At 44.1% G+C, this 24,252-nt stretch carries 17 protein-coding genes; 11 read left to right on the plus strand and 6 right to left on the minus strand.

Annotated elements, in window-relative coordinates:
* Positions 1-68: 68 nt before the first annotated feature.
* The 3 genes from OH455_RS02355 (at position 69) to OH455_RS02365 (ending at position 6,519) form a co-directional block, all read left to right on the plus strand.
* Entirely contained in the window at positions 69-1,013 is a 945-nt protein-coding gene (locus OH455_RS02355) for a nuclease-related domain-containing protein (protein ID WP_333482719.1), read from the plus strand.
* A gap of 272 nt (positions 1,014-1,285) precedes the next feature.
* Complete coding sequence (locus tag OH455_RS02360) at positions 1,286-2,617, plus strand: MBL fold metallo-hydrolase RNA specificity domain-containing protein (RefSeq protein ID WP_269980203.1); 1,332 nt, start codon at positions 1,286-1,288, stop codon at positions 2,615-2,617.
* A 311-nt stretch (positions 2,618-2,928) separates the two neighbouring features.
* Positions 2,929-6,519, plus strand: a complete 3,591-nt coding sequence (locus tag OH455_RS02365) for an Ig-like domain-containing protein (RefSeq protein ID WP_269980204.1) — start codon at positions 2,929-2,931, stop codon at positions 6,517-6,519.
* Positions 6,520-6,677: 158 nt separating this feature from the next.
* Here OH455_RS02365 and OH455_RS02370 read toward each other — a convergent pair whose 3' ends face one another.
* The gene (locus OH455_RS02370; RefSeq protein WP_269980205.1) at positions 6,678-7,121 is read right to left on the minus strand and encodes a BLUF domain-containing protein; all 444 of its coding nucleotides are present in this window, start codon (positions 7,119-7,121) and stop codon (positions 6,678-6,680) included.
* 296 nt (positions 7,122-7,417) lie between these two features.
* Between OH455_RS02370 and OH455_RS02375 the strand changes: the two genes are divergently transcribed.
* The 4 genes from OH455_RS02375 (at position 7,418) to OH455_RS02390 (ending at position 12,815) form a co-directional block, all read left to right on the plus strand.
* Complete coding sequence (locus OH455_RS02375; RefSeq protein WP_269980206.1) at positions 7,418-9,190, plus strand: hypothetical protein; 1,773 nt, start codon at positions 7,418-7,420, stop codon at positions 9,188-9,190.
* Between the two features lie 325 nt (positions 9,191-9,515).
* Positions 9,516-11,672 carry a PAAR-like domain-containing protein gene (locus tag OH455_RS02380; protein ID WP_269980207.1) on the plus strand — a complete coding sequence of 719 codons (2,157 nt, stop codon included), beginning with the start codon at positions 9,516-9,518 and terminating at the stop codon, positions 11,670-11,672.
* 2 nt (positions 11,673-11,674) lie between these two features.
* Positions 11,675-12,265 carry a hypothetical protein gene (locus OH455_RS02385; RefSeq protein ID WP_269980208.1) on the plus strand — a complete coding sequence of 197 codons (591 nt, stop codon included), beginning with the start codon at positions 11,675-11,677 and terminating at the stop codon, positions 12,263-12,265.
* A 13-nt stretch (positions 12,266-12,278) separates the two neighbouring features.
* Positions 12,279-12,815 carry a hypothetical protein gene (locus OH455_RS02390; RefSeq protein ID WP_206369001.1) on the plus strand — a complete coding sequence of 179 codons (537 nt, stop codon included), beginning with the start codon at positions 12,279-12,281 and terminating at the stop codon, positions 12,813-12,815.
* A 224-nt stretch (positions 12,816-13,039) separates the two neighbouring features.
* Here the strand turns inward: OH455_RS02390 and OH455_RS02395 are convergent, their stop codons facing one another.
* The gene (locus OH455_RS02395; RefSeq protein ID WP_269980209.1) at positions 13,040-13,462 is read right to left on the minus strand and encodes a type II toxin-antitoxin system VapC family toxin; all 423 of its coding nucleotides are present in this window, start codon (positions 13,460-13,462) and stop codon (positions 13,040-13,042) included.
* A complete protein-coding gene (gene vapB, locus OH455_RS02400) occupies positions 13,455-13,688 on the minus strand; it encodes a type II toxin-antitoxin system VapB family antitoxin (RefSeq protein ID WP_269980210.1) in 234 nt (77 codons plus the stop codon). The genes OH455_RS02395 and vapB overlap by 8 nt, the downstream gene beginning before the upstream one ends.
* 358 nt (positions 13,689-14,046) lie before the next feature.
* On the opposite strand from vapB, the gene OH455_RS02405 reads away from it, so the two are divergent.
* Positions 14,047-14,370, plus strand: coding sequence for a hypothetical protein (locus OH455_RS02405; protein WP_269980211.1), 324 nt, complete (start codon positions 14,047-14,049; stop codon positions 14,368-14,370).
* A 315-nt stretch (positions 14,371-14,685) separates the two neighbouring features.
* Complete coding sequence (locus OH455_RS02410) at positions 14,686-16,323, plus strand: HAMP domain-containing methyl-accepting chemotaxis protein (protein ID WP_269980212.1); 1,638 nt, start codon at positions 14,686-14,688, stop codon at positions 16,321-16,323.
* Positions 16,324-16,929: 606 nt separating this feature from the next.
* On the opposite strand, the gene OH455_RS02415 is transcribed toward OH455_RS02410, so the two are convergent.
* The 3 genes from OH455_RS02415 to OH455_RS02425 form a co-directional block, all read right to left on the minus strand.
* Positions 16,930-17,913, minus strand: coding sequence for a DUF2860 domain-containing protein (locus tag OH455_RS02415; protein ID WP_269980213.1), 984 nt, complete (start codon positions 17,911-17,913; stop codon positions 16,930-16,932).
* 190 nt (positions 17,914-18,103) lie between these two features.
* Positions 18,104-19,369, minus strand: coding sequence for an ATP-binding protein (locus OH455_RS02420; RefSeq protein ID WP_269980214.1), 1,266 nt, complete (start codon positions 19,367-19,369; stop codon positions 18,104-18,106).
* Complete coding sequence (locus OH455_RS02425) at positions 19,369-20,049, minus strand: response regulator transcription factor (protein WP_269980215.1); 681 nt, start codon at positions 20,047-20,049, stop codon at positions 19,369-19,371. The genes OH455_RS02420 and OH455_RS02425 overlap by 1 nt, the downstream gene beginning before the upstream one ends.
* A 162-nt stretch (positions 20,050-20,211) precedes the next feature.
* Here OH455_RS02425 and OH455_RS02430 point away from each other — a divergent pair, with 162 nt between their 5' ends.
* Both OH455_RS02430 and OH455_RS02435 read left to right on the plus strand, forming a co-directional pair.
* A complete protein-coding gene (locus OH455_RS02430) occupies positions 20,212-20,973 on the plus strand; it encodes an efflux RND transporter periplasmic adaptor subunit (protein ID WP_269980216.1) in 762 nt (253 codons plus the stop codon).
* Positions 20,974-20,983: 10 nt separating this feature from the next.
* A complete protein-coding gene (locus OH455_RS02435) occupies positions 20,984-23,992 on the plus strand; it encodes an efflux RND transporter permease subunit (protein ID WP_269980217.1) in 3,009 nt (1,002 codons plus the stop codon).
* Positions 23,993-24,252 lie beyond the last annotated feature (260 nt).

Raw genomic sequence — 24,252 nt, forward strand, 5'->3', positions numbered from 1 at the left:
TCTACCCCTAATCACCCTACAATTAATAAGTGCGTGGTAGCATAAAAAGAAAAGCCATAGGTTCAATCATGATAGTCAAAGAAAAAGCCCTTTCTCCCACAAGTGACTACAAGCAAAAACTGGGTAATAAGGTAGAGAATAACGTCGCTTTCTATTTAAAAAGACAGTTTTCAGAACAGAGCAACGTCCTCATTTTTCACGACTTACGATTCGAACATAAAGGAGAAGCGGCCCAGATAGATCACTTAGTGGTGTACAAGAAAGGCTTTATTGTGATTGAGTCAAAGTCTATCAAAGGTACGGTCACAGTGAATGAGCAATTGGAATGGCAAAGAACGGTCCGAGGACAATGGATCGGTATGCCCTCACCCATTACTCAGGCATCTATTCAGGCAGAGCTACTCAAAAACTTGTTGAATGATCATGCCGATACCTTGTTGGTGAAAATACTCGGCCTACAAGGCTACTTTGGCGGGCGCTGCTGGGATACGCTTTGCGCGGCATCGAATGATGCCATCATTGACCGAGCTCATATCCCCTCTAAGCTCTCACAACAGATAGTCAAAGCAGAGGGTATTGCTTTGCGCGTCAAAGAGATCATTGCTCAACACAGCAATGTGTTAAAACCCAACCCCTCTTTTAATAGCAATGAATTAAATAACATTAAGTACTTTTTGCTTGCTGAGCATAAGCCACTCAACAATCTCGATAGCGAACCAGAACCGCTCGATAGCCCAGAACCGACGGCTGTTACTCCGCTCACCGAAGAAATAAGCACCGCTCATTCAACCCACTTTGGTGTGGTCTGCAAGCAGTGCTCTAGCAGTAACACTGTGCCTAAATACGGTAAGTTCGGCTACTACGTTAATTGCACTGAATGCAACACCAACACGTCGATGAAACTGCCTTGCCGAGAGTGTGGCAACAAGAAAACGCGGGTGTCTAAACGCAAACAGGTTTACACCTTAAGCTGCTCGTGTGGTCATGAAACCCAATTTGAATACCGCGGCTAACAGACAACCACAATCAACCATTCTGGATACTAATCCTCATCATCAGCCTCTGCCTAAAATCGGGCGGCGGCTGGTGGTGGTGATTTTTCTCGCAAACTAAGCTTCAACTCTAGAAGTGATTTAGGAACAGGCACCAATGCCTTACAGATAAACCACTGAGTACTCTATAACTTACTGCCAAAAGTGTTCAATCCTCGCAAATTTGGCTCGGCTAGTTGTCGTAAAATAGCTTTGTCGGCACAGTCAGCTTGAAACGGTTGCGAGGATTTAACATGAAGATCATTCACCATGGCGGCAAACAAACGATTACTGGCTCTTGCCATGAGCTCAGATCAGAGGCCCAAGCCATTCTTATCGACTGCGGGCTATTTCAAGGCGCTGATGCTCGGCCGTTGGATATTGAATTTGAAACCTCTCACTTGACCGCGATTGTCATTACCCACGCCCATATTGACCACATAGGTCGATTGCCGTGGTTACTCGCAACTGGCTATAACCAACCTATTTACTGCACTACCGCAACAGCCGAACTGATCCCGTTAATGCTCGAAGATAGCCTAAAGCTGCAACTCGGTTTAGACCGCAAACAAACCGAGCGAGTGTTAAGCAAGATACGTCGTCTGATTGAGCCATTGGACTACAATTGTTGGCATTGCCTAGACGAGATTCACTCAATAAGTTCGATGACGATACGTTTTCAACCCGCGGGGCATATACTTGGTTCCGCCTATGTGGAAGTGCGCTTGGCGAATCAAGAAGTGGTGGTCTTTTCTGGCGATCTCGGTCCAAGTAACACCCCACTCCTACCTGATCCTAAATCTCCACAGCGTGCCGATTACCTACTGATTGAAACAACCTATGGCGACAAGCAGCATGAAGACATTGCAACACGCGGTGAGCGGTTAAAAGCCATCATAGATCGCTCTCTTGAAGATGGAGGAGCGATCTTGATTCCTGCGTTTAGTGTTGGACGTACTCAAGAATTGTTGTTCGATATTGAGCAGCTCATCCACCACCATCAAATTGATGTTTCTATCCCTATTATTCTCGATTCACCCATGGCCCAACGTGTCACTCGCTCCTATCGCCATTTCAAACAGTTATGGGGCAAGGAAGCGAAACAGCGTCTAGAGAGGCATCGCCACCCACTCGCGTTTGAGCAATGTATTACGGTCGAAGATCATCGTACCCATCAGCGCTTGGTTAATCGCCTCCAATCAACCCAAGAACCTGCGATAGTCGTCGCGGCCTCTGGAATGTGCCAAGGTGGTCGTATCATGGACTATCTGAAAGCGCTACTGCCTTTGGAAACAACCGATGTTCTTCTAGCAGGTTATCAAGCACAAGGGACTTTGGGCCGAGATATTCAAACTGGCGCGATGGATGTAGAAATTGACGGTGAAAAGGTCGAAGTCAAAGCGCAGGTTCACACAATGTCAGGTTACTCTGCCCATGCAGATAAACACGATCTACTGCGCTTTATTAATGGCATTGCTGACAAACCGAAGCAAATTCACTTGATTCATGGCGAACCCGACACGCAAGCGCAGTTTGCATCTGAACTTAAAGCACTCGGGTTCGAAGTGAAAAACTACTCCGACTAACCAAAGCGAACAGCCTTAAGCTGTTCGCTATATACCCTTAATATTGGCTAAATGGCTGTTACCAGCTCGCCTCCTCAGCCTCTGCCTAAAATCGGGCGTTGTCTGGTGGCGGTGATTTGTCTCGCAAACTAAGCGAAAACTCTACTATGAGTTCTAACAACACAAGATTATGAAATTTAATTAATAATAAATATCGATCGATTAAATCAAACACATCACCCATTCATATCCAATAAATTACCTATTAATTACTCAAATCCACCCTGCGTTTCGTTTTGAATATTTAAATTAAACACAGGGAAAACTAAACAATGGACAAGCAATTTAACGTTAAGGATTTTTTGCTCCTCATGGTCTTGACCATAGTAGTGCTACTCCTTCTTGGCTGTGGAGGTTCAGACGAAGGGGATAGCCCCTCTTCATCAAACCCACCGTCTTCAGGTTCTACTAGACCAGCACCGGATCAAGGTGCGACCGCGCAATTGGAGCGGCTCACTCTTACCGCCTACCCAATTAAAACTAAGGGAACGAGTGAGCTCACACTGCTCACGGGCGGCGAGCAATCATTTCTCGCTGTGGGTGAATACTCGAATGGCCAATCTAAAGTGCTAACCGAGGAATTAACGGTTGAGGATTGGCTATCCAGTGACACAGAGTTAGGCGAATTTATTCAATCGGGAGTATTGAAAGGGAAGGCGTCGGGCGTAGTAACGGTATCTTTTAGCAAAGGTAACCTTACTAGTAACTCACTAGAGGTGACGGTTACCGACGCTACCATTACTGATATTACCATTACACCCTCAGCAGTGAGAGTAGCCAAAGGGTATCACCAGCCTCTCACCGCCACCGCGACATACAACAACGGCCTGTCGATGAATATCAGTGACTCGGTCACTTGGGTATCGGACGACCCCTCTAAAACCACCATCACACCACAAACCGATCACGGTTTACTCAACGGTGTTGGTGTCGGCTCTACCACCGTCACTGCAATAAAAGAAGGCATAACCAGCCAATCAGTAGGTGTCGAGGTTTCTGATGCCGTGATCACCGCCATCAACGTCACGCCCGCTGTTGTTAGTATCGCAAAAGGGCAACACCAAACGCTCACCGCCAACGCCGTTTACAGTGATAACACTTCATCAGATATCAGTGATTCCGTTACTTGGCGCCCCGTCGATAATAGTACCGCGATGGTCACCTCGAGCGGGGTTTTGTCTGGCAGCAAGGTCGGTAAGACGACCCTCACTGCAGTAAAAGACAATATCACTAGTAACACGATCGGCGTGGTGGTCAGTGATGCCGTGATCACCGGCATTAGCGTAACACCTTCTGCCGTCACCGTCGCCAGAGGGCAAACCCAATCGTTAACCGCCAACGCTATCTTCAGTGATAACACCTCATTGGATATCAGTGATTCCGTTAGTTGGCGCCCTGTCGATAACCACACCGCCACGGTCACTTCTGATGGTGTTCTGTCAGGCGGCAATGTCGGCATCACGACTCTTACCGCTGTCAAAGATGGGGTTGCCAGCAATACTGTTGACGTCGAGGTGAGTGACGCCGTGATCACCAGCATTAGCGTCACGCCACCTATAGTGACGCTCGCCAAAGGGCAAAACCAAGCGCTAAAGGCCACCGCCACATACAGTGATAACACTTCATCGGATATCAGTGATTCTGTTAGTTGGCGCCCAGTCGATAACAGTACTGCCACTGTCACTTCTAATGGTGTTCTGTCAGGAGGCAATGTCGGTACCACGACCCTTACCGCTCTCAAAGATGGGGTTGACAGCAACACCGTTGACGTCGAAGTCACCAACGCGGAAATCACAGGGATTAGTGTCACGCCCCCTCAAGTGAATATCGCCAAGGGGCAAAACCAAGCGTTGACCGCCACCGCCACTTATAGTGATAACACCTCATCGGATATCAGTGACTTCGTCACTTGGAGCCTCATCGATAACAGCACCGCTACGGTCACTTCTGATGGAGTTCTGTCGGGCGGCAAGGTCGGCACCACCACCCTCACCGCAGTGAAAGGTGGCGTCACCAGTAACCCGGTGGGTGTGGTGGTGACGGACGCGGTGATCACCGGCATTAGCGTGACGCCGCCAAATGTTACGGTCGCCAAAGGCAATAATCAGCCATTAACCGCCACCGCCATTTACAGTGACCTTACGTCTTCCGATGTCAGTCGTTTCGTCACGTGGACGCCCTTAGATACCTCCACGGCCATCGTGACACTCGGAGGTTTATTAACTGGCGCGAATGTCGGCACTACCAGCGTCACCGCGAGTAAAGACGGTGTCACCAGTAACACCGTGAGCGTAGATGTTTCTAACGCGGTGATCACCGGTCTTACCGTGACCCCTTCAATAATTAATGTCGCTAAAGGGCAACATCAACCTTTGACCGCCACCGCGACCTACAGTGATAACACCTCATCCGATGTCAGTGGCTCAGTCACGTGGACGTCTTCTAGGTCCAAAGTATCAGCCTCTCCATTATCAATAGGTTTTACTGCTCCGGCTTATTTTCTAGCCCATGTGACGCCTCAGGGTTTGTTGACTGGCTCAATTGTCGGTACCACCAGCGTCACTGCGTCTAAAGACGGCATTACCAGCAACACTGTAGACGTCAATGTCACCAATGCCGTTGTCACGGATATCAGTGTGACACCAACAATGGTTAGTGTCGCCAAAGGCCAGAAGGAGCCATTGAAGGCCAGAGCCACCTACAGTGATGGTACCTCGTCCGATGTGAGTGGTTTCGTCACCTGGATACCTGTCGATAGCAGCACGGCAGCCATCACCCCGAACGGTTTGTTGACCGGAGGCAAGGTCGGTACCACCACCCTCACCGCGGTGAAAGATGGCGTCACCAGCAACACCGTCGATGTTGACGTCACCAATGCCGTGATCACGAGTATCAACGTGACACCGGCAACGATCAGTGTTGCCAAGGGCTACACCCAACCGTTAACCGCCAAAGCTACTTACAGTGATAGCACCTCGTCTGATGTGAGTGATTCCGTAAGCTGGGTACCTGTCGATAACCACACTGCCACCGTTACCTCGCACGGATTGTTAAGCGGAGGCCAGGTCGGCACCACTACCCTCACCGCGGCTAAAGATGGGGTCACCAGTAATATCGTCGATGTTGACGTCACCAATGCGGTGATGACGGGGCTGACTGTAAGTCCCCCTGCAATTGGTGTGATCAAAGGTCAAACCCAGCCGTTAACCGCCACTGCACACTACAGTGATGGCACTTCCACCGATGTTAGCAACTCTGTTATGTGGTTGATACCTGTGGATACAGACAAGATCTCTATGACTTCTGATGGCATAGTCTCAGGGCTCAATTCAGGCAGTACGACCATAACAGCATCTCATAATGCTTTTACCGCTGATGTTGATGTCAATGTGTGCAATGGGGATAGTAGCGGTTTGACGGGAAAATGCATTGACCTATTTAATACGGGCAATGGGAAGTTATTTACCAATCCACCCTCCGTTGCTTATCTTAACAGTCTTGGCCTAGGAGGAAGCACTCATACGGAGGGCACTGATAACGGAGGTATGTTTTACAAATTCACTTGGACAAAAGCGAATGCGCTGTGCCCTAAATACAATACAATCAAACTGGCAGGACGCTCAAATTGGCGTTTACCGACAGTTGACGAGTTAAGTGATGAGCTCTATGCCTATTGCGGGGTTAGTCCTTCTATACGCGGAAAGTTGTCTACCGAACGCGGTTGGACACTTGAAACCCATTACTGGGCCTCGACAGCTGGAAATAGTAGCAACACGTACTGGAGCGTATACATGTACAACAACTGGAAGAGCGATTACGTCAACTCTTTTAGATTCTATGCTTCATGCGTTTCTGAACCTTAGACCTCAATTTCTTAAATGGTTAAGTTGAGCGCAGCCAAAACGAAAAAAGACGTCTTCGGACGTCTTTTTTATTTGTTAGGGCGAGAGCCATAGCCACTAATCTTAGTATTCACTATGTTGCGTTCTTGTCGACGCCTGTTATCTACTGCCTCACTAGCTTATAGCACTCCACTATTGGAGCAATATGCTTTGGGAAGTTCCTTCTTTAACGTTAAGGTTAGAATACGTGCTTTCTCGGCAGTTATTTTGCTAGGATCAAAATATTCCGTTTTGAATAGTTTTTGGTAAAGCGGAATAAGTCTTTCAGATTGCAATATATAAGCCATCGACCAGTCGCCAAATTCTCTGTGTTCGATACTTGAGACCTCAATAAGTCGAACATCTGTATGTCTTTTATCTTTTGCTATGGATTGGAATAGTTGTTCAATATCATTGAGCTCTCCTTCAAGGTATTGAAAGAAAAACTTATTTGAGTAGTAAAGTATGCCAGTTATGTTTTTTATCGTATTCCGACTGCGCGACTGAACGAGAATGTTTTCAATCTCTTTCAAATCACAGCTATGCGACATGGCGCTAGTATAAATTAGTTTTGAGAGTGCCATAACACCCTCCCTATGCATTGAGTTGCTTAAAATATTGTAGACCACTATTGATACAATACAAATTTAATTTCTTAGTGAAAATGATTTAGGCACAGGCACCATAAGCTTAAATGTTAAAAGGACAAGCGATGCTCCCTCCTTTTTTGCGTGTTATCGGCATAAAGGGGGTAAACATAACATTGTGTGACGGCCCTTATAGTTTTCTTCTTATAAGCACTTAGTCCCATATTAATTACTACGCTCAATAGGAACGTGCACCACAGTGTGCTTTGGCTAGTAAACAAAAAGGACTTCCTATGAGCCTTCCAAAATTATGCTCTTTGCAAAACGCCGATAATAAGAAATATCGTTGCAACCATGCCACTAAGCTGGCATCTGATTATAAACCCCCACAATGTCTGTTTGAGCTGTTGCCGTATGGCAACGAAACCTATGCGATTAAGAATGTGGACAATGGGGAATTCTACCAAAATCATATTCGTTCATTGGCCAGCAGTGTTAAGGGAGACGGTCAGCTTTGGACGATTGTGCCCGATGCTGAGGCTGAAGGAACGTTTACAATTCAAAATGTCGAAAATGGCGAGTACATGACGAGTCATGCAGGTCAGTTACATAAGGGCAAGCCGGGGGCGAATGAGCGTTGGATAATTGAAGCACGTGAGGAGGCAAAGCCGGATCTTAAGGCGTCTTTCTATGGCTTCTTGAAGAACCAAAGTAATAATGAGTATCGATGCAATCACGCCGCGCAGTTGAAGGATAAGCCAGTTGTGCCCAACTGTTTGACCAAGTTTATCCCGTACGATGACGGTACAGTAGCGATTCAAAACCAAGACAATTACGAGTTTTTCCAAAGCTCGATTGTTACGATGGCTGACCGCGTAACGTCGAATGCGCAAAAGTGGCGTTTAATTGAGGTGGACTCTGAAGAAGGCAATACATTTTATGTGAAAAATGTCCAAAATGAAAAGTACATGACCCGTAAAGCGAGTCAGCTTCACGCCGGTAAACCCGGTAAAGATGAAGTATGGGTGATTGAACCATTTGACTGCGCACAAACCTCGTCTTGGATGAGCAGTAATGCGACGCTTCTTGGCAATAAGCCGCTCAGTGAAATTTGTTTGCCAGCGTCTCATGATTCAGGGACATACAAGTGCACCTACCACACTCGGTATGGTACTCAAGCAGTGACAAAAACTCAGATCTTTGATATCCAAATGCAACTGATGCAAGGGGCCCGTAAGCTCGATTTGCGCCCAGCACTTTGGAATGGTGATTTTTATACTGCTCATTACACGGACATTAGCAAAGATAGCGGTTTAGCAGCAACATTTAAGGTTGGCTTTCAAGGTGCTGCTGGAGTTGCGTTATCAGAGGCCTTAAAGCAGGTGGCGGCGTTTATTGACAACAATCAAGGTGAACTGGTGATTTTGAAGTTCAGTCACTTTATTGATTGGGCGAAGCGTGATGATCGTAAAGATAACGGTTTGTCTGCAGAGCAATCGAGGTTGTTTATCTCGATGGTTCGTGATGTTCTTGGCGCGCACCTTATCACAGGGGATCCGGCGAACCTGTCGAGTTTGACGGTCAATGAGCTACTCAGTAAAGGCAATGTTATTGCGCTGATGCCGAATGATTTTGAGGGCATTGATTCAAAAGCAGGGATTTGGGCCAGCGATCAGTTACCTGGGGAGGGAAGCTATTCAAATACCAATGTGCTTGAGAAAATGGTGGCCAATCAAAAGGAGAAGTTGACTTCTCATTCCCATGATAACCAGTCTTTTATGATGAACATCTCTTGGCAATTAACGTTGGATACTAGCAACTCTATTTCTGGCGCGACTTTGGGAACGCCGACGATTTTGAGTTACGCCCAAAAGGCAAATGCGGCTTTGAGCCCGACGCTTTCTGAGTGGCTTGTCCATGGCGTGATTAATGGTACGTATTATCCGAATACGTTGCAGACGGATATCTGCTATGAGGAGCAGACTCAAGCAGTCGCCCTTTCTTTGGCGGTTACCCGTCAGGTAGAGAGGTTACTCCATGAGCGTCAGGAGACGCTGCCAGCCTAGCCTTTCTAGTGTGTGATAAACCAACCGATAGGTGAAGGCCTATCGGTTTTTTGTGTTTCAGGAAAATGATTTAGGGACAAGCACCAATGGCTTCCCCGCCCTCTTGCCAAGGACCAGTGCCTGACGCCGTGCACTGTCAGCAATAGTTTCACTCAGAGACAAGACACAACCGAGTGTCATTCCATTTTGAGACATGCAGTCAATAACCATTAATTTGGTTAATTTAAAGGTCAAATAATGCATTATCACTGCTCTTTTAGTTAGATTATTGTGCACACAATTTAATATCATTACTCCTCTCTCTTTCAATGACTTAAGGTGCATCATGGCTGTAACAGTTAACGCAAATGGACTTAGCGTAGTTCATAAGGGGTCAGGCGGTGAAGCCAATGCCACATTGCCTGACGTTTGTCTAACCACTGTCGGTAATGCCGTTGTCCCTATCCCCTATGGTAACAATGCGAAATCTGCTGATCTGGTCGATGGAACGACCACCGTCACTATGGATGGTGGCAACAGCATCGCGATTAAGGGCAGTAAATTCTCTGCAAGTACCGGAGATGCAGGCGGCGATAAAAAAGGGATTGCTTCAGGCACCATCGAAGCCGCAGCCAAATTTATCTCTGCCTCCCCCACGGTTTCAATAGAAGGCAAAGGTGTGTGTCGTTTGTCTGACCAAATGACCATGAACAACGCCAACACCATGTGCCTTGGTGGTGTACAAAACCCTTCTGTGACCATCACCGAAGATGACGAAGGGACGTATACTGTTGACCTAGAATATCGTTATCCTGATGGGGATCCCGTATATAAAGCCGATTTTAAAATTCTCGACGGAAAGGGCCAAGAGCATGTAGGTAGTTTAGATGATAAAGGTAAAGCTACAGTCAGAGGGCTTCCAGCTGGTTCTATTGACCTGTTTTTAGGTGAAGACAAAAGAGAAATCGAACCTACAAAGCAACCGCAAAAGAATAGGGATTATCTTGAAGTACCGGGACCTTTGGATCTCATTGATTTCGCACGGCAAGGGCTAGTCACGTTTTGGGATGCTATTGAAATGCCGAGTGACTATGGTACATGGTCTTGGGGAGCCATAATGGGAGATTTTAACCAAGACCGAACAGCTGGACAGATTGCTTTTGATGCAGCCATTACCGCTATACCAGTTATTGATCAGGTGGGCGATGCCCGTGATATTAGCGCCAACCTCTATGCCTTTTACAATCAAGATGATATTCGAGAAGATGGCGAAAAGTATACAGACTTAGTGATAACTTTAGTCGGATTTATTCCAACTGCGGGGAGCTTACTCAAAGGCCTTTACAAGGAATTGAGAATATTAGGTAAAGCTGCCGATTTAGATATGGTTGCTGCTTTTCTTAGAGCCGGCGCAAAAGGCGATGTGGTGAAGTGGCTGCAAAGCCTTGACGTTTCGGTTATTAAGAAAGACATCTATGGGCAATTAGATAACATCACTCAATACGTTGGTAAATTGATGGATGCTCTTGAAAAAGAAAGCCGTATGCGGGGGTATCACGTGGTCGCAGATGCTTATAAAGCGTGCAAAGGCCAATTAGACGAGTTTTTCAAAAAAGCAGATGGCCCAATTTCACGTGTTTTAAGTGATTTTGACGACACGTTGCAAATGATCTTGCCAGAAGCGCCTTTAGTTACCTCAGGAAGCTCTTTCAGCATATCAAGTGGAACTGCTCAAGCGGGTAGTCGTTCAGAAGTCATTCACACTCGCAAAAAAACGAACAAGAAAACGGACTGTTGTCCATTATGTAACCAAAAGATTGGCAAGGGGAAGAAAGAGTGTGAAGGGGCTAAAGTCGGCAGCATGAGAAAAGCGGTCATGGATGATGGTGATTCGAATAAGCTATGGAAGCAATTGGAAACACGTAATGGTTGGAAAGACAAACAGGAACACCCTTGGTGGCACGGTTCTAACGCGGTACAAGCTCATCACCTTATTCCCAAAAATGCATTTAAACTTAAAAAAACAACAAACGCTCAAATTCGAGAAAAGATGATGTTCCTGCGGCGAATAGCCCAAATGTGTGCATACAATATTGATTTCTGGAAAAATGGCGTCGGACTACCTAATAAAAAAGAAACGGCATGTTTTTTAAACAAGCCAAGGCATTCAGGTGGCCACGATCGAAATGAATTCAACTATACCAATGAATGTGTAAAGCTGGCTCATAAAAAATTAAGTACAGACATTAAAAAAAGAGAAGTTAACGGTAGCTGCTCAAAAACGACCAACTCCTCGTTAATTACTAAATTCAATGAGTCTAGCAAATACATCTTCGAAAAAATTGCAAACTTTCGTTGGTTTATTACTAGTGATGGACAAAATTATGACCCTAAAATCCAGCCATATGTGGGATGTCGCGCAAACTGTAACAAAGGACATAAGATTCTACATCTAAAAACGAAGCAGCAAATCGAAAACTATGACCTACAAATTGGACAATAATAATGTCAGATATTAACGAAGAATATTACGTGCTTGTATGTGGCTCTGGTGAAGTTCCTTCCCCTTACGTTTCTTGTAGTAAGAGCCACTACCTAATTTATCAAAAACCTATTTCACTCAAGGTTCCTATACAGATTGAATCCGCTGCAGAAGCGCAAAAAAGTGTGCCACTTATCGAAGCAATGGCCGCCCCAAGTGACCCTGTACTGTCGGAGAGAATAACAAAAGTACTAGAATATTATGATCTTTATAAGGTTCAACTACTTCCTGCTGTGTACACCCATAATGATGATAATGAGTACCCGTATTCAGTACTAGTCGTCGATAATGATATCGATGCTTACGATTTTGATAACGGTCAATACTCTAAACGTTCAGATGACGGTGACGTTAGAAACCCTAGAAACTGTCGATTAGACCCCACTAAGCTCGCTTCCATTCCTCTGGATAAGCGTCGTATTTTTTTAATACCGGGCATGATGAGTTACTTGGTCCATAGCAGCATCGCAGAGCCATTAATTGCCTTGAATGCAAGTGGGCTTCACCTGGTGCCATTATTGCAATGGGATGATCGCTTCGGCATGACAATTTAAAAGGAAAATAGTGATGAATGAGTATCAGGTTTTTCATCGTAGTGTTCACTATCAAAAAAATAATCGCCTTATACAGGCTAACAAAGTAAGAATGATGGAAATCCAACCGGATTTAGTGGTGGATTTTTGTCAATGCCCGCGGCTATTTTTTGCGGAAAAGTACGCGGATATTCTGTCCGCGATGGAGCCAGCAGGCGTCGAACGCCTGAAAAACCCTTATCGCCCAGCTTTAGATAGAGAAGCTCAAATTGATATCGGAACCGTGCAAGAGTTGGAAACGATTGATGATATCGACTATGTCTTTTTCCATGTCTTTAATCGCTATGATGTACTGGACAAAGACGCAACACAATGGCACTGCGATACGCCTTCCATCGGTGCCGTGACTGTCCCTGTTTTGGACGACAACAAACTCAATGCCATCCCCCTACAACAACGCCTGTTGTTTAAGCTTGATCAAGACCCATCATTTCTGTTCGTACATGATAGTGTCGTAGATGCGATGTTGAACGCCAAAATGCAAGATATCTGGGTGCGTTGGGCTGATTAATTTGTAAGACACATATCGGCGATAAAGGGCAGTTGTAAAGCCAAATCGAGCTCATATTGTGATGTAGTGGTCAAATGAACTTGGCTACTACATTTTTTACATCCCAGAAGACACAAAATTGGAGTAAAAATCGTTAAATATTAAAGACATACCTTTATGGATGATTTAAGGGCAGGCACCATAAGATCTAGAAATCAGCGTTCAACCTATTTTAGTTTCCTTTTCTAGCGAACCCAATCTTCAAGCTCTAGCCCTTCGACACGCTGAAACTCTCTCATATTATTCGTGACAAGCACACAGCCAGTCGACATGGCGTGACCTGCAATAGCAGTGTCGTTGTTGCCAATGGGTGTACCTTTCGACATTAGATCGCGTTTAACTTCTGTAGTTGAATCAACAGCCGCTTTATCCCAAGGTAAAATCTCATCAACTCGCTTTAAAAATTCTTCAACAAGCACAGCATGTTTAGGTGAAGCTTTTTTCCCCAATAACCCGTACTGCATTGCTTGATAGGTAATGGCTGAAATAACGATTCGATGCTGTTCACCAACCACTGTTTGAAGCTTTTGAAGCACCGCAATTGGTTGCTCTCTCATAATGAACGCGCAAGTACATGTATCGAGCATATAGTTGATTTTTCTACTCAAAATTGAATCGTCCTTCGTCCGTCATCACATCTTCACGGTTTACCATGAAATCACTATCAGCCTTTTCTTGCTCACCAAATGAAAGCCAATCTGGACGAACTGGGCGCAAGGTGATGACATCACCCTCTTTGTGGATTTCAAGCTCATTGACGCCGTCAAACTCAAAATCTTTTGGCAAGCGCACTGCTTGATTCTTGCCATTTTTAAAAATAGATACTGTTCTCATCACACCCTCTTTTTGAGCATATGCCAAACCTATGCTAAGTGTAAAATATACGCTATCTCTGTCAAGCATAGGCATGCGTTTTACAGCGCAATTTCTGCGGCTTATGAATTCATTAAGAAGTCATTTAGGGATAGGCACCAATGACCTAAGCCTCGCCCTCTTGCCACTAAACTGTCGCTCTAAGTGCAGTTGAAAACGAAAACATAGTGCAACCTAGGTATTAATTTGTCGGGTTAAACCTGTATATTGAACAAGCCGCAAGTCACACTGGGCAATGTATTGCTGATGGTATTGAAACGTGTATAAGTAAAAACATTTTTAATGGCTTCAGTATGAGATCGACTTTCTAGGGGAACAGATGTCAGACATAAAACCACTATTAGGATTGCTATTTTTCGTGTGGGGAGGGGTCTATTTTTATCATCTTGTCGTTTACTCTTTGGGTGATAAAAAGCATATCAATCAATTGGTCGACAACTTGGCTAAAGAGCCTCAACGTTTTAAGAGCATCAATTACATTGCTATGAATAGCGTTGGCGCTGGGGGGCTATTCTCCTATTTCTGCCTGATTTATCCTTTTATCAGGCATCGAAGAAGAGAAAAGAAACGTTCTTTTGACGTTTTTATGGGCTTAAATTGGGTATTTTTTATGACCATTGTTTACGTCTCTGTTTTTGTCTAGAAATAGCGAGCGCGGTTCCTCTAAATGAAACCGCCCTATCACCTCTATCTTTGGTCCAGCTCCATCGTTCGGCAAGCTTTAATACAACAATGTCTCTGAGAGTCAGCGAGTCGATCGCGTATAGTATTGAGGGGAAAACCTCAGACTATCCAACCAATTAGATTTAGCACCTTCTATCAACTCATAGAGCTAGCCACGTATTACCAGTCTCATAAATTTTTGTTATCCTAATGATAGAAAACTCTAATTTAGATAATGCTAAATCTTATGTTATGTTGCGCGAAATTTGTACAACATAGTTATGAGACTAGTTAAATGAGCGTTAAAAATATTTCTGTTGGAAACAAAATTAGATTTAGTTTTCTTGTAGTATTTGTAGCATTTGCTGCAACTTTTGCTCTACTGCTCAAAGGATTGACTTCAATTGAGAATGGTACTTATGCTTTTATTAATAAAGCGGTGCCCTCAGTGGAAATTTTGAAAGGGATACAAGTAGATATTACTAAAGTTAGAAAAGATGAGTTTTCATTACTTCCCAACGTTGGTCACCCTAAGATCAACGATTGGTTGTTAGATCTTGACCAATGGCGAAGTGATGTAGCGAGCGGGATTGAGTCTTACGAGAACCTTGAACTTACAAAGGATGAGCGCAAATCGTTTGAGTTATTTAAGGAGCTTTGGCGTCAATACATCGATAGTACGAAGTCATATAACTATCTTCTTTCAAAAGGGGATAGCGAAGCCGCTAACAAAATAGTTCTAGATAGCTTCTCGATATACTCTAAGGCTTTGTCTTCTCTTGAGAGCACCTTACAGCTAAACAAACAGACGGTTGTTGATCTTGGCGATAGAGCTAATTATGAGTCAAGCAAGACTTATTCGATAGCGTGGTTTAGTTTGACTGCGATTATGATAATAATTTTGATATCAAGCACCGTGCTTACTCGAACAATTTGTAGGCCTATTTTCGTGGCGTTGAATTTTGCTGCCGAAGTAGCAAGTGGTAAGCTAAACATGAATATTGATCACAAATGGTTGTCAAATGACGAGTTGGGTAAGCTATTGAACGAGCTGTTGTCAATGCAGAGTAGCTTGAATTCTTTAGTTTCTGAAGTGAGTGAATCAACTATTCAACTAGCCAACGCAGTAGATAGAGTCAATATTATATCCTCCAAAACAGCGGAAGGAATGGAAAAGCAACAAATAGAACTAACATCAGTAGCATCTGCTATGACTGAAATGCAAGCAGCGGTTAGTGAAGTTTCACAAAACACTGAAGTGGGTGCTGAATCTGCATTTTCTGCTTCAGAATTGGCGAAAAACGGAAGTGCAACTCTATTTGAAACTATAGAAAATATCGAAAGAGTATCTACGAAGATTGAGGAGTCAGACCGTTTGGCTATTGAGCTGGAGTCAAGCTCTAAAGATATCAACGTTGTTGTTGATGTAATTAGAGATATAGCTGAACAAACCAATTTGCTCGCACTAAATGCAGCAATTGAGGCAGCAAGAGCAGGAGAGCAAGGTCGAGGGTTTGCGGTTGTAGCCGACGAAGTGAGATCTCTAGCTCAAAGAACTCAGGACTCTACTACTCAAATCATTGAGATTGTAGGCGTACTGCAGGCACACTCGCTAAAAATGATTGAAGCTAGTAAGGACTGCCAAGATGGTATGGCTATTTCGGTACGGCAAGTTAACGAGGCGGGCGGACAAATACGAAATATTGAAGTCTCGGTAGATAATATTGCCCAGATGAGTACGCAAATAGCTGCCGCATGTAGTGAACAAAGTTCTGTTTCGGAGGAACTAAATCGAAGTGTTGAATTGATCAATGAATCTTCTAAAGATATTTTAGAAGGGGCTTCAACAACATTTGAAGTATGTCAAGATATTAGTTCGCTGACACACCGATTAAAAAATCGCGTTGATACGTTTGAGTTATCTAACGTCTAGTATCGGGCTAATACTTTTTATTAACGCATATCGAATTTTTCGTAAAGGGGCTTTATCGCCCCTTTATCTTTGAGTCCTAAGTATTGCCATCTAGAAACAGTCACCAAAAGCGCTAATACTTACAAAGCCACGATTTGAGAAGCAAAGGGTTAGTATAAAATTGGCGATATTCAGTATTCATTGACTGCCAATTTTTAGAAAAATGCCAGTCAGCAGATACTGACTGGCATAATGATTTAAGGTTATAGGAGAGAAGTCATTTAGGGACAGGCACCAATGACCTAAGCGAATGACCTAAGCCTCGCCCTCTTATCGCTAAATGGCAGATGTGAATGCAGCCAAAACGAAAAAAGACGTCTTCGGACGTCTTTTTGGTGTGTGTCCCGAATCTCTCACGCAGAAAGTAAAGGAACTTCGATTGATTAGAGCTTTGCTGTACTGTTTCCAGTTGTTTGTTTTTTAACGAGGTTTCGGCATAAGACTACGGTGATTAACTTACGTAGCCGATCAGATCATAAGTTTCTGATTTAGTTCCATCGAATTACGCAACAAAGCCAGTTGTCTTACGGCGCTTGGCTTGATGCCAAATCAAGCCAAGCATTTGAATTAAAAACTATAATTCACACCCGCTGAAAGCAGGTATTCAGACTCATTGTAGAAATCAATGTTTGATGAACTGTTTCCATAACCAGCGAATGAGATAAAAGAGATGTCTTCCCAGCCCATAAATTGGTCATACTCATAGGCAGCGAACAGGCTTATTTCATTATCGCTGCGAGTCTTGTTAAACATAGGGTTTGAACCATCGTAGCTGCGGGTTTCGTAGCCAGCCGTTAGTGCAAACTGATGACGATCTAAAACTTTAAAGTAGGTAATGTCTGTTCCATAGGCTTTGTAGGCCATCGCTTTGCCATCTGCAGAGCGTACTTTGTAGCTTAAAGATGGAATCAGACCTGATGTCTGATTGAGCATATATTTATACTCACCTTTAACAAACATAACGCTGCCATCACGCTGAAGTTTAGCTTGCTCTGATGTACTCAAATCGGAGCCAGATGCTTCATCTTTCACATCAATGTTGGCGTAGGCCATATCCAGCGTGAAGTCACTACCCGCTATCGATTCCAGCTTTAATCGATAGGCATTGCCTGTTTCATCTGTTACTTTGCGTGCAGAGTTAATTGCGTATGGGTCGCTCCATGTTTCTCCTGATATCACAGTTGGAAGAAATGAAACGTCGATCACCATGCCAGACGCGAGTTCTTGTTTATAACCAATCTCAAAAGCGAAATCACCAACGGCGATATCCTCACGCGAAGTACCTATGTATAGCTGTTTATCTAACTTATGTCCGAACGTGTGATTGATTTGTCCTAGTGGCGCGACAAGCATTTTCCCATTGGATTTGCCTTTAGAATTGAGACCCGATATTGGATCTTTAACATCTGTATTGAAGTTAGACGATTGAGACATATAGCCAGTATTGAGAGAGATTTCACCACCAAATCCAGCCTTTGGCGCTAGCTCAGCAATTGAAGAAAAGCTCACAAAACAGCTTAGAATGGAAAATGAAAGGGTCGTTTTATTCATGATTAACATCTCTTTTTGATTGAAACTCAACTTTAAAAAGTGGGATGTCGAATAAATGTCTATTTCAGAGGAGAAGGTGATTTTTTATTTGTTAGAAGGGGAATCGACCTTAGTGAATACGTGTGCCGAGCTTTGAAATTACCCAGAACATTTCAGGGTCTTTCAGGACTCACAATGACCACCATGAGTTTTAACTATCTGTTGTTCTATTTAAACTTGCAGTGCACCCTTTGCTATTCATGTTGTCTTTCAACTTGAAGGACCAACCATATACATTACATAAGCGCCTTACGATCAAAAGCCCTAAGCCATGCTCGGTTTCATTTTTATCAGACAACCCAGTGCCTGTGTCTTGAACGGAAATTTGCTCACTAGCCACGTGGATAATAATCGAGCCTTTTTCTGTAAATCGAATTGAATTATTGACGATGTTTTTCAGAATCATTTTAAGAACAGGCAATGGAAAATTGAGCGTGGTATCTGGTGCAATACTTAGCGTTATTTCCACACCGAGTTTTGCCTTTTTACTGAGATCTGAAACAGGAATGTCTTGCTCGCTGACTGCCCAAACTTGATCGCTAGATGCTGCGTTCTCTTGCCTGACTATGTTGAGTAAAATATCAACGGTCGATTGCATATTGTCAGCCGCATTAATAATTCTATGGCGCTGCTTAGCCTGAAATTCTGCATCTTCTTTCATGGCTTGTAAGTTTGCCGCACCTGAAATAATCGCAATTGGTGTTTTCAGTTCATGGCTCGCGTATTTGGCGAACATCATTTCTTGTTTCACCACTCTTTCTTTCATTCGCGAATAGCGATTGAGATGGTTAGTCAGTTGCTTTATTTCATCAATCGTATTTTCCGACACAGAAAACTGCGATCTTTCTTCGTCTCTTAACTGTTGGCTCAACTCGACAACTGGTGACATGATTTCATCAAACATTCTCTTGGTCGATACGCTTAATACCCCAACAAGAAACAGCATTAATAACGTGGATATGCTCAATAAGATATCCCAATTATCATCGCCAAACTCGATCGATATAGTGTCTATTGTGAGATACAGCGGTATCTCGTTTCCATTCGACAAAAAGGTAGAGTGGTAAACCATGAAGCCATCTTCGGCGTATTGGCGAACTTTTGTGACTTCATCCTTGGAGAATGGCATCTCTAATTTGATGTTTTCTGGTAAAACATCGGAGTCGTAATACGCAGTAATAGCAGGGCTAACGGCGATACTACTTTTGGGCGCTCGTTGATAATATTGCTGAGCAAAACTCTCAAAGGAGCTTAAATAGCGTGCAATCTGGGTATCTTCTTCCCTCACTAGTTTTAATGAGAAGGTCAAAAACACAACAAAAGACGTTGAGAAAGCGATGGTTGCAAAGCGATAGATCAAGCGATTCTTTACGCTCTCAATACTGTTTTCTGTTGTTTTCCGCTTGGTAAAAAACATTACTTCTCCAAACGAAATCCTAATTTGGGTACTGTTTTCAGCATCGCCGTTTTAAACGGTTTATCAAGTATGTTACGTAGTAAGTAGATATGACTACGAAGTACATCTTTATCAGGGACATCATCCCCCCATATCTTGTGGATTAAAGCCTTTCGAGAGACAAGTCCACCTTGTGCTTTTACCAGTTCAACCAGTATTTGGTACATAACTGGAGTGGTCGCTAATTTATTCTCTTCCCGTTGGATAATCTTGGTTTTTTCATCAATTTTTAATGAGCCAAATGATAAGATAGAAGGCGCAACCAGACCTCGAAACCTTTTAATCAATGCAGACAAACGAACTTCTAGTTCGGAGAACTGGAAGGGTTTACTAATAAAATCATCAATACCATTACCAAAGCCCTTCACTAGGTCTTCTTGACCATTTAATGCCGTCAGCATAAGGATGGGGTTCGTACATCCATTTTCTCTCAGTTCCTTCGCGACTTGCATACCATCTTTTTTAGGCATCATGACATCGAGAATGATGGCATCAAACTCATTTTCTAAGGCCAGTTTTAATCCAAGTTCTCCGTTGCCAGCAAAATCAACCTCTGCACCTTTTACGTCTAAGAAGTCGGCTAAGATACCTTGCAGCTCTTCATTATCTTCAACGACTAGGATTCGACTGTTCTCAAGCATGGTGAGTTCTCTGAGTGTCCGATTATATGATTTCCATCATATTCATTTTATGTCGAATTTATGTGAAAACGCGTTAGTTTGAATGGTTAAGTCAAACCCACTTTGACGAAAACTCGACATCCATGGCTTTAAGCTGCGCCTATTACAAATTGGGAGGCCATGATGAACAAACAATTATTACCCTGCTTGATGAGTGCAATGGTGTTTGCACCCCATAGCAATGCTGTTGACCTTATAGGTAAAACAACAAGTACAGCCCCTTTAAACGTCGTATCTGAAGTCAGTGGCGTCATAGAACACGTTAATTGGCAAACCGGGGATATGGTTACTCAAGGCCAAAAGCTAACCACAATTAAAAATCAAGATTTTAAACTTGAAGTGCGTAAGCAAAAAGCCAACCTTGCTTTAGTCAAAGCCGACTTGGATATTAAGCAGTCGGTTTTTGCTCGTTATCAAGAACTGCGCTCAAAAAACAGCCTGTCTCAGAACGAACTTGATATAGCGAAAGCAGATTTTTCTGCCGCAAAAGCGAATTTGTCATTGGCTCAAATAGAGCTGGAAAAAGCGCAGCTAGATCTTTTCAATACCCAAGTGTATGCCGCAATAAATGGCTATGTAGTCGAGCGTTTGGTCGATGATGGGACTTGGGTCAACCAAGGGGATTTACTGTACAAACTCACCAATATTGATCGACTGAACGTTCGCTTACTCGCAAGCGAGTTTGATCTTCAAGAGCTATCTGTGGGTCAACCAATCCAAGTTTGGTCCGAGGCTCAGCCTGCTCAGCGTATTCACGCAAAAATTAACCGTATTGGTGTCGAACTTGACCCTGCAACGTTGGCCTATCTTGTTGATGTCGAAATCGACAATGAGCAACACCTTTTCAAGCCGGGTATGTCCATTCACGCGACGACAGATAATTAGGGCATGCACCATGAATAACATTCTTGCTTATTTCGCAGAGCGTAGCTTTTTGGCTCGTATTATCACCATCATGGTACTGCTGATTGGTGTTGGTTCGATGGGTATTTTAAAACTTCAAGAATTGCCTGATATTGCCTTTGCTGAAGTCGAAATTACAACCAAGTACCCAGGCGCATCTGCGCAGGATATTGAGTGGAACATTACCAATCGAATTGAAAAAGAACTGAAGTCAGTGCAAGGGCTAACAAAGTACAACTCTCAATCATTCGATGGTCAGTCATACATCAGTATTGAACTGGACGAAGGGTATGATATTCAGCAAACCGTCCGTGACATTCAACAGGCCGTCGATAGAGTACAAGGGTTACCTAAAGACATATCGAACCCACCGCTTGTGGCGCAAAAAAGCACTTCTTCATTCGAAGTGATGACGTTTGGCGTTACAACAGCGCTTGATAATTCAGAGCTGCAAAATTACGTTCGTGATTTAGAGAAGAAAGTACGCAGCGTTGCTGGTGTTGGCACGGTTTCAATGTCTGGTTTTACCGAGCGAGAATTTTGGATTGAAGTTGATCCGTCCAAAATATCTCGCTACCAACTGGCTTTGGCCGATGTCACATCAGCGATCAACACTCGTAACCTTTCATTGTCTGGCGGCGTTGTTGAATCTTGGAATAGCGAACAGCGCATCGTTACGCTCACTCAAATTCAATCTATTGAGGAGTTATCGAACACCATTATTAAGGTACTGCCTACTGGGGAAACCGTTCGTTTAGGAGATGTGGCGAACGTTTCTGACTCGTTTGAAAAAGCGACAGAATTAGGCATGGTGAATGGCGACAGGGCGGTTGTGTTTACCGTAGCGAAGAGTGCTGACGCCGATATCATCTCCACCATCGATAGAGTAAAAGCGCTGCTTGAAAGCGAAAACCAGCGCCTTAACGGCCAATTCGCTTTTCCTATCTCTTTGAACCTTGCAGACGATATGAGTGATAAGTTTTCTATCGTCACTACCAACGGTGGTGTCGGTCTGATTCTCGTTCTGATCGTATTAAGCATGATTTTAAAGCGTGCGGTCGCTTTTTGGGTTGCGGTTTCCATCCCATTTTGTGTACTAGGCGTCATGGCGGTGCTGCCAGCACTTGGTATGAATCTAGACAGCGTTACACTTGCGGCAATGCTACTGGTGATCGGCATTATTGTTGATGATTCGGTCATCGTTGCCGAGAGTATTTATCAAGAGCGTGAAATTGGCAAAGAACCTATAGACGCAGCAAAGTCAGGTGTGCAAAACGTGATTCGCCCTATCATTGCTAGCTTAACCACCACCGCGCTTGTGTTCATACCTATGTTCTTTATCCCCGGAACTATGGGAAAGGCGATCATGGTGATCCCAATTACCGTTATCGCGGCGCTTCTGTTCTCGTTGATTGAGTGTACATTTACGTTACCTGCTCACCTTGCGAATTCATTAAAGAAAGAAGAGAAGGAAAAGCAAAAAGAACCGCGTTTCAACCGTGTGGTTAACCAATACCAGTCTCTTTTAGCTCTTTGTTTAGAGTGGAAAAAGTCTGTACTACTGGTCGCTGTGCTCACGCTTACTGGGAGTGTTGCTTTATTGACGACACTTAAGCTGGATATCTTCCCAAGCGAAACGGCTAAATACATAGAAATATACACAGAGGTGGAGCCGGGAGCATCGCTAAAACAGGTGCGTAAAGCGCATTCAGTGTTTGAAGAAACGATAGCGCAGCTTGGTGACAATGAGCTGGTTTCTTATCGCATGACTTATGGCAGCCCAGCAAGCAATGGCTTATTGACGCTGACCAACTTTGAGCAACGTGATAGAACCGCCAATCAGATAGCCGACAGTTTAAACGAGAAATTGAAAGACGCTCCCGCGATTAATTTTGTGAAATTTACGGTCGACGCCGGTGGGCCCCCTCCGGGCGAGCCAATTGAAATTCGTGTGATCAGTAATAATGAAACAGAGCGCAATCATGCGGTTGGCCTCGTCATGGCTTGGATGAAAGAGCAACCAAGCTTAGATAAGGTGACGAATAACGAACAGCTTACTGATCCACAACTGCAAATATTGCCACAATATGAATGGTTAGCTCGTTACAACCTGACGGTTCAAGATCTCGCGACCACGCTGCGGATTGCTTTCGACGGTGAGAGTGTCACGTCAACTTGGATTGGCGATCAAGAAGTGAACTTACGTGTTTTATTAGATGAGGAATATCGCAATCTTGAACGTCTGAAAACGACCAAGATTACCACTCCAAGTGGGGTTAAAGTGCCTCTGAACCGCCTTGCCAAAGTGCAAGAGGTGCGGGCTCCGCGTGAACTTTTACACTACAACGGCGACCGTCAAGTACTGGTAAGTGCACAAATTGTTGATGAAGCGATAGGTTCAGGTGAGTTAAGCCAACAACTTTCAGATGCATTGGCGCAGCAAGTAGGAAAAAGTGTGCACTTAGACATTGGCGGTGAAGCTGAGAATACCAGTGACACTATGTCTGGCTTTTTTGTCGCTTTCCCTGCGGCTATGGTCGGGATCTATTTTGTACTCGCGATTATGTTTAGCTCTTTATTACAGCCACTGTTGATCATGGCGGTGATTCCGTTTGCGGTAGTTGCAGCGCTGATGGCACTGTTTGTTCACATGCAGCCATTATCTTTGTTCGCCCTGATCGGTGTGCTAGGTATGACAGGTGTGGTGGTTAACAATTCGTTGGTATTGATAAATCGCATTAATGAACTCAAAGCGGAAGGTTTACAAGTGATGGATGCAGTAATTAAAGCAGCCGCCAGCCGACTAAGACCAATACTGTTAACGTCCATTACCACTGTGGTTGGACTATTGCCACTCGCTTATGGCATTGGCGGTACTGACGTGTACATGGGTCCAATGTCTCTAACCTTAGGCTACGGACTCTTATTCTCACTGCCAGTCGTGTTAATTGTCATTCCATGCTTGTATACGCTTTGCTTTGGCCACAAAACTAAAACGTGAGGGTGGTAGTTTGGCGGGAGGTTGGAGTTAGGTAAACGGTTCTTCTCCGATTATATGAGCTTGATGTCATTTAGGGACAGGCACCAATGGCTTATGTCTTCCCCCCCCTATCGCTAAAAAGCAGATGTAAGCGCAGTCAAAACGAAAAAAGGCGTCTTCGGACGTCTTTTTTATTTGTTAGGGCGAGAGCCCAAATGCTCTCGTGACTGCTGGCAATTACCTTCAGGTCAACAAATTCCGTACCCTCACTTAAGTCGATT

Origin of the sequence: Vibrio sp. T11.5 (assembly GCF_027587155.1) — a bacterium.
In the GTDB taxonomy this organism is placed as follows: Bacteria; Pseudomonadota; Gammaproteobacteria; order Enterobacterales; family Vibrionaceae; genus Vibrio; species Vibrio neptunius.

What these genes read in the sequence shown, in the direction of transcription:
- OH455_RS02355 (WP_333482719.1), top strand. Translation starts at nt 69, where the DNA reads ATGATAGTCAAAGAAAAAGCCCTTTCTCCCACAAGTGACTACAAGCAA.
- OH455_RS02360 (WP_269980203.1), top strand. Translation starts at nt 1,286, where the DNA reads ATGAAGATCATTCACCATGGCGGCAAACAAACGATTACTGGCTCTTGC.
- OH455_RS02365 (WP_269980204.1), top strand. Translation starts at nt 2,929, where the DNA reads ATGGACAAGCAATTTAACGTTAAGGATTTTTTGCTCCTCATGGTCTTG.
- OH455_RS02370 (WP_269980205.1), bottom strand. Translation starts at nt 7,121, where the DNA reads ATGGCACTCTCAAAACTAATTTATACTAGCGCCATGTCGCATAGCTGT.
- OH455_RS02375 (WP_269980206.1), top strand. Translation starts at nt 7,418, where the DNA reads ATGAGCCTTCCAAAATTATGCTCTTTGCAAAACGCCGATAATAAGAAA.
- OH455_RS02380 (WP_269980207.1), top strand. Translation starts at nt 9,516, where the DNA reads ATGGCTGTAACAGTTAACGCAAATGGACTTAGCGTAGTTCATAAGGGG.
- OH455_RS02385 (WP_269980208.1), top strand. Translation starts at nt 11,675, where the DNA reads ATGTCAGATATTAACGAAGAATATTACGTGCTTGTATGTGGCTCTGGT.
- OH455_RS02390 (WP_206369001.1), top strand. Translation starts at nt 12,279, where the DNA reads ATGAATGAGTATCAGGTTTTTCATCGTAGTGTTCACTATCAAAAAAAT.
- vapB (WP_269980210.1), bottom strand. Translation starts at nt 13,688, where the DNA reads ATGAGAACAGTATCTATTTTTAAAAATGGCAAGAATCAAGCAGTGCGC.
- OH455_RS02405 (WP_269980211.1), top strand. Translation starts at nt 14,047, where the DNA reads ATGTCAGACATAAAACCACTATTAGGATTGCTATTTTTCGTGTGGGGA.
- OH455_RS02410 (WP_269980212.1), top strand. Translation starts at nt 14,686, where the DNA reads ATGAGCGTTAAAAATATTTCTGTTGGAAACAAAATTAGATTTAGTTTT.
- OH455_RS02415 (WP_269980213.1), bottom strand. Translation starts at nt 17,913, where the DNA reads ATGAATAAAACGACCCTTTCATTTTCCATTCTAAGCTGTTTTGTGAGC.
- OH455_RS02420 (WP_269980214.1), bottom strand. Translation starts at nt 19,369, where the DNA reads ATGTTTTTTACCAAGCGGAAAACAACAGAAAACAGTATTGAGAGCGTA.
- OH455_RS02425 (WP_269980215.1), bottom strand. Translation starts at nt 20,049, where the DNA reads ATGCTTGAGAACAGTCGAATCCTAGTCGTTGAAGATAATGAAGAGCTG.
- OH455_RS02430 (WP_269980216.1), top strand. Translation starts at nt 20,212, where the DNA reads ATGAACAAACAATTATTACCCTGCTTGATGAGTGCAATGGTGTTTGCA.
- OH455_RS02435 (WP_269980217.1), top strand. Translation starts at nt 20,984, where the DNA reads ATGAATAACATTCTTGCTTATTTCGCAGAGCGTAGCTTTTTGGCTCGT.